General features: G+C 61.1%; 11 protein-coding genes. All 11 read left to right on the top strand.

Going from position 1 to position 16,715, the window contains the following annotated elements; all coding sequences use genetic code 11:
- Positions 1-457: 457 nt before the first annotated feature.
- Positions 458-1,510, top strand: a complete 1,053-nt coding sequence (locus tag KDH09_00015; GenBank protein ID MCB0218048.1) for a sterol desaturase family protein — start codon at positions 458-460, stop codon at positions 1,508-1,510.
- A gap of 291 nt (positions 1,511-1,801) precedes the next feature.
- Entirely contained in the window at positions 1,802-2,098 is a 297-nt protein-coding gene (locus tag KDH09_00020) for a hypothetical protein (protein MCB0218049.1), read from the top strand.
- 348 nt (positions 2,099-2,446) lie between these two features.
- A complete protein-coding gene (locus KDH09_00025) occupies positions 2,447-3,475 on the top strand; it encodes an SGNH/GDSL hydrolase family protein (protein MCB0218050.1) in 1,029 nt (342 codons plus the stop codon).
- Positions 3,476-3,702: 227 nt separating this feature from the next.
- Positions 3,703-3,933 carry a helix-turn-helix transcriptional regulator gene (locus KDH09_00030; GenBank protein MCB0218051.1) on the top strand — a complete coding sequence of 77 codons (231 nt, stop codon included), beginning with the start codon at positions 3,703-3,705 and terminating at the stop codon, positions 3,931-3,933.
- A 6-nt stretch (positions 3,934-3,939) separates the two neighbouring features.
- A complete protein-coding gene (gene pilM, locus KDH09_00035) occupies positions 3,940-5,010 on the top strand; it encodes a type IV pilus assembly protein PilM (protein MCB0218052.1) in 1,071 nt (356 codons plus the stop codon).
- Positions 5,007-5,567 (top strand): PilN domain-containing protein, encoded by a 561-nt coding sequence (locus KDH09_00040; GenBank protein MCB0218053.1) that lies wholly within the window; start codon positions 5,007-5,009, stop codon positions 5,565-5,567. The genes pilM and KDH09_00040 overlap by 4 nt, the downstream gene beginning before the upstream one ends.
- Before the next feature lie 18 nt (positions 5,568-5,585).
- Positions 5,586-6,182: a type 4a pilus biogenesis protein PilO gene (gene pilO, locus KDH09_00045; GenBank protein MCB0218054.1), complete on the top strand. Its 597-nt coding sequence runs from the start codon at positions 5,586-5,588 to the stop codon at positions 6,180-6,182.
- Between the two features lie 54 nt (positions 6,183-6,236).
- A complete protein-coding gene (locus KDH09_00050; protein MCB0218055.1) occupies positions 6,237-6,776 on the top strand; it encodes a pilus assembly protein PilP in 540 nt (179 codons plus the stop codon).
- Positions 6,777-6,856: 80 nt separating this feature from the next.
- Entirely contained in the window at positions 6,857-9,895 is a 3,039-nt protein-coding gene (gene pilQ, locus KDH09_00055; protein ID MCB0218056.1) for a type IV pilus secretin PilQ, read from the top strand.
- Between the two features lie 129 nt (positions 9,896-10,024).
- Positions 10,025-10,594 carry a hypothetical protein gene (locus tag KDH09_00060; GenBank protein MCB0218057.1) on the top strand — a complete coding sequence of 190 codons (570 nt, stop codon included), beginning with the start codon at positions 10,025-10,027 and terminating at the stop codon, positions 10,592-10,594.
- A gap of 420 nt (positions 10,595-11,014) precedes the next feature.
- Positions 11,015-16,715, top strand: a 5,701-nt coding sequence (locus tag KDH09_00065; GenBank protein MCB0218058.1) for a PD40 domain-containing protein, incomplete at its 3' end; no start/stop codon positions are given.

Genomic DNA, 16,715 nt, shown 5'->3' on the forward strand with positions numbered 1-16,715 from the left:
CCACGGCGAGCATCTTTCTGGCGCTGCTCGATGGACCGGCGCCGCTGCAGCTCCAGGCCGCGCGCTGGATTTTGTCGCGGAGCCGGGCGCTGGCGGAGCGGGTGGGCTACGGGAAACCAACCATCCCAGCTCCCCCTGCGGGGGAGCTGTCCCCGAAGGGGACTGAGGGGGTGATCCAGACTGCGCAAAAGAAATCTGATCGCCCTGCCGCGACCCCCTCAGCCGCCTTTGGCGGCAGCTCCCCCGGAGGGGGAGCAGGGAATGATGGGCTTTCTCGGGCGCCGCCGTGACGCGTTCCCTCAGCCACAGGAAAAAATTTTTGGAAAATGTAAACGAGATTGGAGAAGTAAAAACGAAGCAGAACGACAACCGGGCCCCGCTGGCGACAACCCCTTGCCGGGGCTGCTAGAATTGTCCGCGCGGGCCGGAGCCCGCTTGCAGATGAAGGTGCAGGGCATTGCCGGAGCTTCTAAAAAATACGTTTTCGAGCATCTGGGAAGGCATGAGCGGGATCGTGATGGCCCCGCTCAACGGGCAGTCCCACCTGTTCTGGATCTACAGCGCGATGTGTCTGCTCATGGCGGCCTGGAGCTACCGGCGCTTTTACCTACCCGCTGAAAAAGACGGCGACGGGCATTTTCACCTGGGCCGTTTCTTCCATTTCTGCTTTCCCAAGGAAATGTACACCCATCCCTCGGCCGTCGTGGATTACCAGATCTTTCTGGCCAACGGATTCGTGAAGGCCTTCCTGCGGCTCTTCTGGCTGGCGGGCACGGTGGGGCTGGCGGCGCTGGTCAACCGGTTCATGGTCCTGATGTTCGGCAATCCCAATCCAGACAGCCAGTGGACGCCGGGCGCGCTCATCGTGGGGACGATCGTGATCGGGCTCTCGTCGGACTTTTCGAGCTACCTGACCCACATGATCAGCCACAACGTCAAAATTTTGTGGGAGCTCCACCGCGTGCACCACACGGCCGAGGTACTCACGCCGATCACGCTCTTTCGCAAGCACCCGCTCTACGATCTGGTGGGCGGCATCATCGGCACGCCGATCCGCGCACTCACCCAGGGCGTGATGGCCTACGTGTTCGTGGGGGAGATGGCGACAATCACGATTTTTGGCGGAAATCTGGTCTACAGCATTTTCCGCTTCTTCGGGGCGAACCTGCGCCACTCGCACATCTGGTTCCACTGGGGCTCGGCTCTGGGGCGGGTGTTCATGAGCCCGGCGATGCACCAGATCCACCACAGCGTCGATCCAAAGCACTTCAACAAGAACTACGGGGAGATTCTCTCCCTGTGGGACTGGCTCTTCGGCAGCCTCTACCTGCCCAAGGGGCGCGAGGAAATCACCTTCGGCGTGGCCGAGGGGCTCGCCCAGGAGCATCCGACCCTGATCGACGCCTACCTGATTCCGCTTCGCAACATCGGCCGGATCATCACGGGCAAGGAACCGCTCCAACCTGGTGCAGCGGTCGCCAAAAAGGCGGCGGTTGAGGCCGGGACCTGAAATCGGCCCCCGAAACGCCCAAACTTTGACATGCCGCCGGTGCGTTTGACGCTTTCCAGTCTGGTGAGCGCCATCACGTATCTGGATAAGCGCAGTAAAATCAGCAGGTTATAAATTTTTTAGCGCCGCTCTCTTTGGCACGACCTTCGCTAGGTAGTGGGGTGAGGCTTCGGTCGGAAATTTGGCCCTTTTGCTGGGCCAGCCAAAACACAGCACGCACGCAACACCATCGACGGCATTTTCGGATCGGATCAATTCGGGCAACTACGGAGAGCGAAGGACTTGAGCCCCATGCGTATTGAAATTGAACTCTATGCCACTGCCGATTCCGCGATGGAGGACAAACCTCTGCGCGTGCGTTGCGAATACGACACCGTCCGGGTCGTCGATTCCTTTACCGGTCGCCCTGCCCGCGAGAGCGCCAGGGAATTCCTCCAACGACCTTTTCTGGAGCGTTACAAGATCATCCGCGACGGCCGCGCCCGGTTTTTCAAGGGCGAAGAGGCCATCACCATCGATTCCGCACTCACCGAGGCCCGTTCGGACTTCAGCGGTTCGGACGCCGCCAAGGCAGTCAACGGTGACTAAGGACAGTAAACAGAACTCGTCGGGGCGCCTTCTCAACACGTGCCGCATCCCTGAGAAGACATCTTTGCTTGAACATCTTGTCTTGAGGGCCCAACGGGCCCGGAAGGCGCCCCGCGGACTTTTCCATCCTTGTCAGTCAGCTCTGAAAGCAAAGCACCCTTGAAGCGACATCTTTAGTTAAAGCACCTTTGAGCAACATCGAGTCAGGCAGCGACCGCCGGGAAACCGGGGTCGCTGTTTGCGTTTGGGGCGGGGGCAAAAGTAGGCTCGATTGCGTCTCAAGCACCTATGCTGTGATTCAGCCACCCCGTTCGCGCATGCAGGGTGGGGTCGCTGAGGGGAGAACACGTGGAAGAGAGCGCCGCGCCACAGAGACCGGGAAAGTCCACGCAGCGCCCATGGCTCCCTGCGCTGCAGTATGGGGCGTGGCTCGTCGCGGCCTCCCTCGTGTTGCTCGGGCTTGTGGAGCTGACCTGCCGCTGGCTGGGTTTCGTGCCCTTTGGCGCGGTTGAGCAGCATCCCTGCCCGGGCAGTCTGCAGGGCGAGTGCACCGAGGGATACTGGGCCAAGGGGCCGACCTGGCTGTTTGAGCCCGGAGCATTCCGCCTGAACGGGCAGGGCGACCGTGCCCCTGAACCCTCCGGGGTCCGTTGCCGGGTACCGATCCTCTTCCTGGGAGACTCCTTTACCTTCGGCCAGTATCTCTCGCAGGAAGAGGCTTTGCCCCAGGTGATCGCGCGCAAACTGCCAGGGCGCCTGGACGCCTGCGTCTACAACGGCGGGGAGGTCGGCTCCCACCTGGTGAGAGAGCGCGAGCGTTTCCGCTCCCTGCACGAGGCGCTGGGCGGATCGCCCCGAATCGTGGTGCATCAGTACTATGGTGACGATCCCTACCAGTTGGCGGGCACGCTCAATGAGCTGATCGGGACCTTCTACCGGGATCGCCTCTATCTGATTGGAATCGGGCTGGCCTCGATCCGGCTGAAGCTGGCGATGGCCTGGCGCTACGAATGGGCTCGCTGGGACACCCGGCAGCTCGACTTCGCCAGCCTGCATGCCGGGGACGACTTCTCGCGCCTGATTTCGGACTATGCGGGCCAATGGGGCGAGTTTGCCGACGAGATCCGGCGCTCCGGCGCACAGCCCATCGAGCTGATCATCCCCTTTCCCGCCTACCTGGTCGCCAGCGAGGGCGGCCATCTGCGCCCCCTGACGGACGCCGCGGCCGCGCGAAAAGTCCCCACACTGCTTCTGAGCCGTGAAAACCTCCCCGATGACCCCTTTTTGCCCAACGATATCCACTTCAACGCCGGGGCCAACGAGGAAATCGCAAACCTGCTGCTTCCACTCATTCTGGACGCCGCAAACCGGCTTTAGGGTTTCCGGAGCGGGGGAGTGAATCCTATAATTATGTATAATTACGCATAATTGAGGCCTAATTTTAAAAAACTACTTGACACTTAAACGCACTTCAGCATAATGGACATTGTTCCCCCACGTTATAGTTCCAACCAGGAATGTGCCTACTGCTATTTTGGTGGTGAGCGTAGAAGTCCCGTGTGTTTCGTCACACTCATTCTGCGCAGGGTTTGGGTAGGCTGGTAATGAGCAAAAAGAAATCCGACGAAGTGCCATCCCGGCACCAGAATAACGTCCGGGATCTTCGCGAGGCGCAAATGCTCAGCAAGGCTGCTCTTGCGAGGAAGGCCGGCGTCAGCCCGCTCACGATCGATCGGATCGAGAGCGGTTTTGATTGCCGGATCGACACCAAGCGCAAGATCGTTCTCGCATTGGGTTTCCGGCTCAGCGACAAGGACAAGGTATTTTTCGAGTAAACCACGATGCTATTTGGAAAAAGTAAAAACGTCATCGGGCTCGATATTGGGACCAGTTCGGTCAAGGCCGTTGTCCTGAAGCCTACCAAGAAGGGATACAAGCTCCTGAAGCTGGGGATTAAACCCCTGCCTTCGGAAGCGATCGTCGACGGCGCCATCATGAACGCCTCGGCCGTCGCGGATACGATTCTGGAGCTTGTCGCGGAACTCAAGATCAAGGAAAAAGAGGTCGCGACCAGCGTGTCGGGCCACTCCGTGATCATCAAGAAGATCAACCTGCCGTTCATGGATTCCGAGCAATTGCAGGAGTCCATCAAGTATGAAGCCGAACAGTACGTTCCCTTCGACATCAACGACGTGAATCTGGACTTCCAGATTCTCTCGAGAGAGCCCGACGAGGGCGGCAACATGGACGTGCTCCTGGTGGCCGCCAAGCGCGATCTCATCAATGACTACACCGCGGTGGTGGCCGAAGCCGGCCTCAATGCCGCGATCATCGACATCGATGCGTTCACCCTCGAGAACATGTATGAGGTCAACTACGAGATCAACGAGGGCGAAATCGTCGCCCTGGTGAACATCGGCGCCGCGGTCACCACCATCAACGTGGTGCAGAGCGGCGTTTCGGTCTTTACCCGCGACGTTGCCACCGGTGGCAACATCCTCACAGAGGAAATTCAGAAGCAGCTCAATGTCTCTTATGAAGAGGCCGAGACCCTGAAGGTGGGCAAGCGCGCCGACGAAGCCGGCGACGAAGTCATCCCGCAGGAAGTCTCCAACATCATCAATACCGTCGTCGATCAGGTGGTCGGCGACGTTCAGAAGTCCATCGACTTCTTCCTGGCGACGGCCGCCGACCAGGCCATCAGCAAGGTCTACCTTGCCGGCGGTTCCTGCAAGATTCCCGGCCTGGCCCGCGCCCTGCAAGAACGTATCAACATCCCTGTCGAACTGGCGAACCCGTTCAACTCGGTCCAGTTCGATGAGAAGGAATATTCCACGGAATACCTGGCAGAGGTCGGCCCGCAGGCCGCCGTTGCCGTGGGCCTGGCTGTTCGGAGGGTTGGCGACAAATGATCCGGATCAACCTCGTACCAGTCAAGGTCACCAGGAAGCAGCTCCAACTGCGTCAGCAGATCATCATGGCCGTTGCAGTTCTGTTGCTCTCGGTCGTGACCGTCGGCTGGATGAGCAACAGCATCAACTCGCAGATTGCCAAGGTGGAGCAGAACACGGCCGACACCCAGGCCAAGCTCCGCCAGCTCGATTCGACCGTGAAGAAGATCGAGAGCTTCAAGCAGCAGAAGGCGCAGCTTCAGGAAAAACTCGACGTCATCCAGAAGCTGGTGAAGGATCGCACGGGTCCCGTGCGTCTCATGGCGGAGCTCGGCGTTTCCAAGCCGATCAAGCTCTGGCTCAACGAAATGAAACTTTCGAGTTCATCGCTGGAGATGAAGGGCATCGCGGATGCGGAATCGACGGTGATCGACTTCGCCCAGAAGCTCAAAAATCAGGAACACATCAGCAATGTACGCATCAGGGAACTCACCGGCAACGAAGGCTCGCCCCCGCAGGGCACGCTTCGCGGCTACGTGGAATTCTCCCTGGTGACGGCAGTGAAGCTCTCCAGCTAGGCGGAAGGCAAGCAGGAAATGGATCCCAAAGAGATACTCGACAAATTCCTCAAGCTCCCGACGCCGATCCGCGCCGGCATCCTGGTGGGCATCTACGTCGTGATCGTCATGATCTACTACGTGGGTTTCTATACCGAGGGTGAGCGGGAGCTCGAGAAGAAGAAGGCGGCGTACGAGCAGTTGCACACCAAACTGGTGCAGACGCAGAACATCGCCAGCCAGATCGACACATTCATCGAAGAGGTTGAGCAGCTCAAGGAGCAGCTTGCCCAGGCGCAGGACCAGCTTCCGCCCGATCCGCGCGTAGACCTGCTGATCGAGCAGATCACCCGCATCGGCAAGGACAACGGCCTGCAGTTCACGAAGATCGTGCCGCAGAAGACTTCCACCCGCGATTTCTATGCGGAGATTCCGCTACAGCTCACCATGAGCGGCAAGTATCACGCCTTCGGGTTGTTCTTCAATGAACTGGCGGGGCAGACACGAATCATCAATGTCTCGAACCTGGATCTCAAGCGCAAGGGCGGCACCAACATGCTGGAAGCGACCTTTACCGTGACGACCTACATGGCCGTTGAGAAACAGGCGGCCGCGACCAAGGGCAAGAAGAAATAGCAGACCGCGGTACCGGCGAGCCGGATGCGCGAGTAGCAACGAGTTGAACGGATGATGGCAAAGGGAAAGACCATGAAGCAGGCAAGGCAACAAAGGGACGGTTTGCGCAACGCAGTCCTTGCGGTCGTGATGGGCGCGATGGTCCTCTTTGTCGGTGCCTGCGAAGAGGAAAAGGCGCCGGCAGCGCCTGCAACGCCGCCTCCGGCCAAGAAGGTCAAGGTTGAGGCGAAGCCCGAAGCCGCGCAGGCAGCCGAGGAAGCGGTGGAAGTGTTCGATTACCGCCCCGACATCCTGCCCGATCCGTTTGAGCCTTACGTCGAGATTCTCGATGAGGCCGACGGGATCAAGGGCCCCCTGGAATACTACGACTTGAGTGAAATCCACGTACTCGGAATCATTTCCGGGATTCGTGATGCAAGAGCGAAAGTGAAAGCTGGTGGAGATTACTACACCATCCGTCGTGGCACGCCGATCGGGAAGAACCACGGTCGTGTCATCGCGATTCGCACTGATGAGATCATCATCAAGGAGCGTTATCGCGACGAAATCACGCGCGGATACAAGTACATCGAGACGAGCTTGAAAATGCAATAACCGGATGGTGATTCCGGGGTGGGCAGCCGCCAGGCGGCTCCACAAGATGCTTTAGAAGGTTTCGGGTTTAGGAGAAAGCCATGAGGGAAACGTGGAAACAGAGCTGGGTCGGCGCAATCGTCGCGATGTGCATGGTCGTGGGCCTGCTCGGCTGCGGTAGCAAGACGCCAGAGGCGCCGCCGGCTCCGGAGCGGAACCAGATCACGAGTATCGACGTCACGCCCGGACCTGACGGAGTGGAAGTCGCCATCAACGGCACGAGCGTTCCCGATGCCAAGATCTACAAGCTGACCGATCCGGTCCGGCTTGTGGTGGACATTGCCAACAGCGATGTCTCGGCCATTTCTCCGACCATTGCCTCTACCAGCGACATGATCGAGGAAATCACCGTCAACGAGACTGCCGCGGGTGCCATCGCGCGCGTGCAGATTACGCTGACGGCGAACGCTCTTTATGAAAGCCGCGAGGAAGGCAATGCCCTGGTCGTCAGCATCAAGGGCGGCGAGGGCGGTGAGTTCGCCGAAGAACCGCCCGCGCCGGGAGCCGACGATTTCGCATTCGAAGAAGACATCAACGCCGAGGGCGAAACCGCCGCGGCCGAAGACGATCCATTCGCGGCCGAAGCCGACCCGTTTGCGGCCGAAGAAGATCCCTTCGCATCCGAAGAAGACCCCTTTGCGGCCGAGGGCGATCCCTTTGCCGAAGAGGCCTTCAGCTTTGAAGAAGAGCCCGCCGGTGACGAGTTCGCCGCTGTGGCAGCCGCTCCCGCCGCTGCCACGACCGAGAACGCGGGCCCGGCAACGACTGTGACCAGCGTCAGCGTCAATGGCGATCAACTCGTCATTACCGCCGATGGTGAGATTCAGGAGCATGATTCCTTCACGCTCGATAATCCCGAGCGCCTGGTTATCGACCTGCCGAACCTGACCAATGGAACCGGCAGCGAGAGCGCCGATGTCTCCAGCGCAACGGATGTAAACAGCGTTGTCATCAGCGAACTGCCCGATCGTGTGCGCATCATCGTTGAGCATCAGATTCCCAACTTCGAAGCCAATGTCGCCCGTGCGGGCAACCAGGTGACCGCCGGCCTCGGCGTTCCGCCCGCCGCCCCCGTGGCGGAGGCAGCCCCGGCAGCCGAAGAAGATTTCTTTGCCAGTGAAGAAGCCCCGGCCGAGGAAGCCTCCATGGCCATGGCGGAAGAACCCGCTGCGGAAGAGCCCGTTGACGATTTCTTCGCCAGCGAGCCCGCGGCCGAGCCCGCCGCTGAAACCGCGATGGAAGAGGCGCCTGCCGAGGACGACCTTGGTGCCTTCGATTTCGATTCTGGCGCCGGTTCCGATACCGCCGCCGTGGCCGCCTACCCGGTTGCCGCCGCCGACACCACGCCCGAGAAGGTCGTGCGTGTGACGGGCGTCGACTTCCTGCCGGGCAAGGAGACCACCTCGGTGAAGATCAGCTATGCCGGCGACCTGCAGACCGAAGTGGTCGACAGCGCCGACACCGAAGTCACGGTGCGCGTGCTCAACGCTACGCTCTCCCAGGATCTGATTCGCGCCCTCGATACCTCCCGCTACGTGGGACCGGTTTCGATGGTGAAGTCCTTTGTTGAAGCGGTTCCCGCCGGTGAACAGGGCCGTGTGGTCATTGCCCTGCGCGAGCGCACCCCCTATGAGCTGCGCCGCGAAGATGGTGCGCTCTATCTCGACTTCCCGACCAAGTCCGCTGCCAAGGGCGTGGCGGAGGCTGCACCCGCCGGTGAAGCGGCCGCCCCGAGCGTTGCGGTGGACGAGGTGGAAACCAACGTGGGCGAACTCGAGACCTTCGACATCGGCAGCAGCGCCGCCGAAGACGTCGCGACCGATACCTTCTCTCTGGCCGGCACGCCCGCCGGGGAGCTGGACTCGGGCCAGACCTATCAGGGTCGCAAGATCTCGCTTGAATTCCGCGAGGCCGACATCCGCGACGTGCTGCAGCTCATCGCCGAGGTCAGCCAGCTCAACATCATTGCCGCTGCCGACGTGCAGGGCACGGTGTCCATCACCCTGAAGAACGTCCCCTGGGACCAGGCGCTGGACATCATTCTGGAGACCAACGGCCTGGGCAAGAAGGTGATCGGCAACGTGATCCGCATTGCCCCGGCAGAGCAGCTTGCCGCCGAGGAAGAGGCTCGTCTGGCCGCCCAGCAGACGCAGGAACAGCTTGAGCCGCTGGCCTTCCAGATCGTTCCCGTCAACTACGCCGATGCCGGCGACCTGCAGCCGCGCATTCAGGAGATTCTCTCCCCGCGCGGCACGGTGACCGTCGATGAGCGCACCAACGCGCTGCTCATCAAGGACATCCGTCGCAGCATCGACCAGGCCATCGAGACCGTCCGCGCGCTGGATACCCAGACCGGTCAGGTGCTCATCGAGTCGCGCATCGTCACGACGACCCTCACCTTCGCCCGCGAACTGGGTGTTCAGTGGGGCGGTCGTTTCCTCTCGAGCCCCTCGGTTGGCAACAACCTGGGCAACAACGTCATCCAGAACAACTTCCTGGTTGACCTGCCGGTGACCGGTGTCGGTCAGCGTGCGGGTTCCTCCATGGGCTTCAGCTTCGGCACCCTCTCGGACGCGTTCAATCTGGACGTGGTGCTCTCCGCGGTGGAGACCTCCGGTCAGGGCCGCCTGGTGGCCAGCCCGCGCATCTCGGTGCTCGACAACAAGGAAGCCGAGATCAAGACCGGTATTTCCGTGCCGATTACCACGGTACAGGGCGGCACGATTTCAACGACCTTCGTCGAGGCGGTGCTCGGTGTGAAGGTCAAGCCCCAGATCACCTCGGATAACTCGGTGATCATGGACCTCGATGTGTTCGACAACACGATCAACGTCGCCATCCCCACGGCGTTCGGTAACCCGGCCATCAACAAGAACGAGGCCAATACCGAGCTCCTGGTGCGTGACGGCCACACGGTCGTGATCGGTGGCATTGTGCGGGTGCAGGACGGTTTCAACGAGATCGCCGTGCCCTATTTCAACAAGATTCCCTTCCTCGGTTACATGTTCCGCACCCGGGAATGGAGCGACGAGCGTCAGGAGATCCTGATCTTCATGACTCCGCAGATTGTGCGTAACTAGCTGAATCGATTGCAGTTTTTAGAGGACTGGACGGACATGGACAAGAATTGTAATATGAGAGCGGGTTTCCAGAACATAAGCCATTGGATGCGAGCGGCAAAAAGCTTCTCAGCGCTCCTTGTTGCCTTGGTGGCGATCAGCTTGGCCAGTTGCGGCGAGCCCGCTGCGCCCGGTCTGGGCTCGGTTTCGATCAACAACGGCGAAACCATCGAGTACGAGTTCACCAGTACCCCTACAGGCGGCGGCACGACCTGCAACATGGTTGGAGCAGCCCTGTATATTCAGCTCATCGTGAGCAAGGAAGACGCCGACCTCGGGCAGATCGAATTCGGTTCGGACACGGTTCTCGACAACTTCGGCGGCGCGCCGAATGTGGAGCCGGTGACCAACGCACTGGTAACCATCTTTGGAATCGATTCCGACCTGGTCGTTCAGCACTCCACGAGTTCGCTGGCCAACTTCTTCATCGATCCGGGCCTCGTGCTGGGTACGCAGACCGGCAGTGCGCTGGTGCGCACCGGCGACGACGGCGTCTCGTATCTGGTGATTTCAGTCGATCCCATCAACGGGACCGACGCGTTCGGCGTCGATTTTTCAGCGGTTCCGACGGGTTCGAGCTTTACGCGGCAAGTGGCGGTCGTGCCTTCCTCCCCGTCGGGCGAGGGCATGGAAGTCATCATGACGTTCAGCTGCAACTAGCGGACACGGGCGGCGAGGCAGGGAACGCATGGAGTCCGCAGCGCCGCCTGGAATGCCGGGACGTCTCCGACGGGACGACCCAGGCAGGCACAATTGAGGATGAAACCAGAGGTGGGGGGCTACCTGATAGCAGGGTTGTCCCCCGTCTTGGCGTTTGGAGAAAATCACGCGTGAGCCCAATCACCATGGGGGTGAGAGGGGGCGAGGTTTTCTCTCGTTGCGTACATCTCAGGGGGGTGTGCGCCGTTTGACCAGCAGGGACGCGGCATTCAGGGCCGCGTGCCTCTGAAACCCGCTCAGGGAGCGGCGATTTGGAGAAGGGTAGTTCGAGTGGATTACTCCGGGAAGCGTGCTAGTATGTGGAAATCAGTAGGTTTTTTGGGCGTGAGTAGTTCCCGTGCCTTGGGCAGGGGGGGATTCATGAACTCAGGTTTTGCTGCGCTCAAAAAGGGCGCACTCAGGATGGGTGCGCTCGCCGCGCTGATTGTATTTTCCTTCATTTCCTCCGGCTGTAGCAGTAGCGGACCCGGCGTCGGCGGCGTGGATACGACGACGACGACGAGCGGCCGACTCGCGTTTGCTGGAGAGTGGAGCGTCCTCACTCCCGGACCCGACAACACGTTGGGAACGGCTGATGACGTGGTGGTTGCGCTGCGCAATCCGCCGGTACCGCCCAACAAGTGGGCCGACGCCGTGCCGCTTCCCCCCTTTGGCGTGCAGGTGCGCGATGCGTTCGGAAATCCTCTGGCCTTCAACTCGGCCATCGGCTCCACGGAGATTCGGATGTCGGTCTTTTCCCAGACCGACCCGGGCGATCAGTTCGAACCGGCAACCTTCGTCAATCCCGGTGTTGCCACCGAAAACTTCAGCTTGACCTTCCAGGTTCGCATCATCGCATCGGTTGCGAACACGAACTACACCATCAACATCGTCTCCAACGATCAGGGAACGGAAACCACCGACTCGGCTACCGTCACGACGCCGGGCGCGCCGCCGACGATTGTCGCCCTTCGCGACTCCCTGGTGGCGGCTCTCAATGCTGCTCCGACCGACGCGGTGGTCACGGCTTACCCGCACCCGACGCGTGCCGATACGATTTTCATTCAGGCCGACGACGGCGAGCTTCTTCCCAGCAGTCTGCTCTCGCCTGCGCAGAAGGCCGCGACCCAGTCCATGTCCGTGACCGTCGGTGGCACGAACATGACGCCGACACTTCTCAATCCGCCGCTTTCCCACGTGGCGCTGATCGACGGTGTTTTCTATGACGCCGACGACGCCGACCTGGATGCCAACGGCGAGCAGCTCGTTCTCTATGCAATCACGGCGGCCAACGCCGGCCTCTCGCCGATCAATAATCAGCAACTGCTGATCGGGCAGGGGACGCCGAATATCACCAGCAAGCTGGTGTTCGTGACCGATCCACCCGACAATGTGATTGCCGGTGAAACGGCGATCACATTCAACGTCCAGGCGCAGGATACCTTCAACACGCCGATCACGGACGATCAAACAACAATCGTTGGCGTGCAGGTCCGCGATGCCGAAGGCGATCTGATCATCGACAACGGCATGACGCAGACGGTTTGCACCTCGAGCGAGCTCGATCCAGCCATGGCGCCCTGCCGTTTTACCCTGGTCGATGGCGAGGGCTCATTGCCGAACCTGTACTATACAGGCTCGGATGCCTTCACGCTGGTGTTGGTCGGTCTTCGTGATTCCGACATGGCGCTGCTCGATCCCCTGACCTTTGACATCACGGCCCAGCCCGGGACCGCCACGCAGCTTGTGTTTGCCGACAACCCCGACATCAACGGCGCCGTGCTCTCGCCCGGCTCCGTCACTCAGACCGCGGGAGCCCCCTGGCTGGGCGGGCCGCAGTTTGTTACAACCCGACGTCCCGAGGTCCACATCCTCGATGCCATCGGAAACATCGTCGACGACAGCGTGACCCAGTTGGAGCTTGTCGCCGTCGATACGGGCACCATGGAGGTGCTCGATCTCGATGGCGCCGGACCGACCGCAGCCAGCTCGGGCGTTCTCGTTTTCGACAGCGTAATTTCCGAACGGGCCACGGTTGCCGATGTTCAGGTTCGCAGCGCTTCGGGCGTGACTCGTTCCAATGAGCTGCACGGGCTTGGTGACGGCGCCACGACGAATTTCAGCTTCACGCTGGAACCCGCGACCTTCAATCAGAACACCATCATGCCGACCACCGTCCGAATCACGGACGGCATCGCAGGCATTACGCAGGTCATCGTTGATACGAATGGTGACGGCACGCTCTATGACATGGGCACGATGACCGTGCGCGGCACGGTCGACTACGACACCGGTGACGTGAATGTGCTCTTCGGCACCGCGCCGGCCAACGGTCAGCAGATCGTGGCAACGTATTCATTCGTGCTTCGTCTGGATGATCCGGGTGTGGTGATTCAACCCGATGAGCCCACGCAGCTCGGCTTCCCCCAGTATCCCTTGGTTGAGCGGCCTCTTACGGTCCAGGAAGCCGGCGCGCTCTGGCAGCGCGGCATCCCCCAGACAACCACGGGGGAGGCGCTCATCTATCAGGATCTCAGCCCCGTGACGGGCGATGGCGGTCCGGGGCCCTACGGCACCGCGATGAACCCCATCGAGTTCATCAACACGCTTTCTCGCGTTGTGCCCGGTTCGGTTCAGATCACAGCGATGGACGACATGGGTGGAACCCTGTTTGCTTCCGACAACGGCGTCGGTGGCTTCAACGGCAACATTCTTCCCGGTGCGACCATCGATTATGAAACCGGCCAGATTGTCGGCCTGACCTTCAGCTCGAACGTGATGAATGCCAGCGCCATGAGCGCGACCTATGATTCGTTGGCGGGCGCGCCGATCATCCTGCAGGTGCAGGACCAGTTCGGCAACCTCGTTGACGACCAGAACGCGCAGATTGTTGCGACGCTTTCGAGCGGCACGGGCAACCTGCTTGGCACGACGACAGTGAATACCTTCAACGGCGAAGCTGTGTTCGGTAACCTTCGCTACGACCTGGCGGAAGTCGTGACCGTCCTCTTCACGGATGCCGGCGGTAACCTGACGGCCCGGACCACGGGACCCATCACCATTACTCCCAGCACCGGCGCGCGCATTGTCTTTGGAACACCGCCGCGCTCGAGTGAGCCCGTTGACTCGGTCTGGCAGGGCTTCACGATCGAAGTGCAGGACCAGTTCGGCAACCTGGTTGCCACCGACAATTCCAGCGTGATCGAGCTGACGCTCAGCGCTCCCGGCGGTACGCTCAGCCAGGGCATGGCCGTTGCGGCGCCCGAGGTGATCGGCGTAGGCACCGGCGCGAGCGGGCAGGAATTCAGCGCGATTGCGCTTGCTTCTTCGCCGGTGGTCCCGAATTCAATAACGCTGACAGCTGACCCGGGCGTGTTCCAGCAAGTTGCGACCGATGATGGTGTCGGCAATTTCACTGGCGGTGATGTCAACCCGGACTGCGGCCCGACCCCCAGTGACCCTGATGTGGACTACGACACCGGAACGATCAACTGCGTCGAGTTCAGCCGCTCCGTTCCCAACGGAACCAATGTGGAGGCTGACTACGAGTACCTCGTGAATTGTCCCGGCAATATCTGCACCGAAACGGTTCAGAATGGCGTGGCGACATTCGATTCAATTGCGTACAACACGGGCGCACCGCCGCAAGTTATCAGCGTCAATTTCGCACAGCAGGCCGGCCCTCCGACTGCGGTCATCAACAATCAGCAGATCACGATTACGCCGCGGCCCGATCATCTGACTTTTGTGACCGAGCCGCCGGCATCGGCGACCAAGAATCAGCCCTGGAACAGCTTCAGTGTTGAAATTCGCGACGCCAGCAACAACCTGGTTCCCGGCGCGAACAACCTGGTGCGTGTGGTCAAGGGTGCGCACGTCTCGCCCGCCAATCTTTCGGGTACCCTGGAAGTACAGGCGGTCAACGGTGTGGCGACCTTCACCAACGTCGTTGCAGATGAAATCGCTGTCGGCGTGGGCGTCGACGCCATTGAAGTCGAGATCGAATCGCCGGGCCTGACGGGCCTGACCCAGCGCGCGACGATGGTGCCCATCGCGGTCGAAATTTTCGGCGCGCCTTCGGCCCTCGTGTTCGCACCGGGTGGAACGCCGCCGCCGCAGCCCGATCCGGCAGGTTTCAGCGCGAGCAGCGCGGACTCCGGCGGCTTCGTGTTCGATGTCCGGCTTGAGGATTCCGCCGGCAACCTGCTCGACAGCGTCATGGACTTCAACGTGACGATGAACCTCAAGCAGGGCAATGGTACCCTGCAGCTCGTGACTGGCACGGGTGTGGAGACCTGCCCCTGCGTGCAGACTGTTGTGGCCGGTGTCGCGACTTTCGACGGCGTGATATATGACGTTGCGCCCGACGATATCATCATCGAATTTACCGGAACGGGTGTGAGCGCGGCCGAGTTTGCCGAGCCCATGGTGGGCCTGGCCGACCCCGACCACATGGAGTTCACCATCCAGCCGCCGACGATTACGCAAAACGGCGTCGGGATGAGCTACTTCGCGGTCTCGATCATCGACGAAGTCGGCAATGTGGACATCACGCGCAACACCGAGACGGTGACCATGAGCATCGCCGGCGTGAGTGACGGCGTCCTCAGCGGAACGCTGACCCGCACGTTCTTCAACGGCGTGGCCGTGTTCAACGACGTGGCCTACACCTTCAACCAGAATTCCGACTCCAACCAGCTCATCGACCTGCAGGCGGCGACGAACCTGCCGGATATTCCGCCCGCAACGTCCATTACCGTGGACGTGCAGGCCGCGCCGGGCGCGCAGTCGCCCATCGCGCGTGTTTCGACTTCCGGCGTTCAGGCGACAGAGGGCAACGGTGCCAGCGTCAACGCGGTGATCTCGCATGACGGGCGCTGGGTCGCTTTCGAATCGGTGGCAGACGATCTGGCCAACGGCGATGGCAACAGCTACCGCGACATCATTCTGCGTGACATGCGCACGACCACAACGGTCATCGCCAGCGGCGGCGGCGGCTCCGACGGCGCGAGCTTCAGCCCCTCCATTTCCGGTGACGGACGCTTTGTGGCCTTCTCCAGCGACGCCGACAACCTGAGCGACCGTGACAGCAACGGGCGCCGGGACATCTATGTTTTCGATCGTCTCAACAATATGGTGGAACTCATCAGCGCGACCTCCGGTGGGCAGGCCGGCGCTGCCGCCAGCGACAACCCGGCGATTTCCGCCGACGGGCGCTACGTGGCGTTCGATACGCAGGCGACGAACCTTGCGACCGGTGGTGCGACCACCAACAACGCCAACCGCGAAGTACTGGTGCGCGACCGTTACCTGGAAGTGACCCAGCGCGTGAGCGGTGAGCTCGACACGATGAGCGACACCCTCTCGGACGTCGCGGCCAGCAGCGTCAGCCGCAATCCCGCGATCTCGGCGACGGGTCGTTACATCGCCTATGAATCGAATTCCGACGACATCATCGGCGCCGGCGATACCAACGGCCAGTACGACATCTTCGTGCTCGACCGTGACGCCGACGGCGACGGTATCCTCGATCAGGACGCGGTGCTTCCGGCAACCGATCCGTTCTCCATTGTGCGCGTGAGCGTCGATGACGCCGGTGCCGAGGCAAGCGGCGGCAGCACCGATCCCGCGATCTCAGCGGACGGGCGTTTTGTCGCCTTTGCGTCGGCCGCGACCGACCTGATCGTCGGCGATACCAACGGGTTCTCGGACATCTTCCTGCATGACCGCGACGTCGACGACGACGACGTGCTCGACGAGGCGGGCTTCATCTCGACCGTGCGCGTGAGCGAGAGCTCCGGCGGCGCACAGGCCAATGCCGGCAGCACGTTGCCGTCCATTTCTGCCAACGGAAACTTCATCACCTTCGAGTCGGTTGCGACGAACCTGGTGTCGGGTGACAGCAACGGGGTTCGCGACATCTTTGTGAACGCACCTTCAACGGGCGGCACCTCGCGGGTGAGCCTGAACACCGACAGCGCCCAGGGTGATGCAGCCAGCAACATTCCCTTCATTTCAGGAGATGGCCGTTATATCACGTTCCATTCCGCAGCGAGCAATTTGGTGGTGCCCACTGCAAACG

Source organism: Chrysiogenia bacterium, assembly GCA_020434085.1.
Classification (GTDB): domain Bacteria; phylum JAGRBM01; class JAGRBM01; order JAGRBM01; family JAGRBM01; genus JAGRBM01.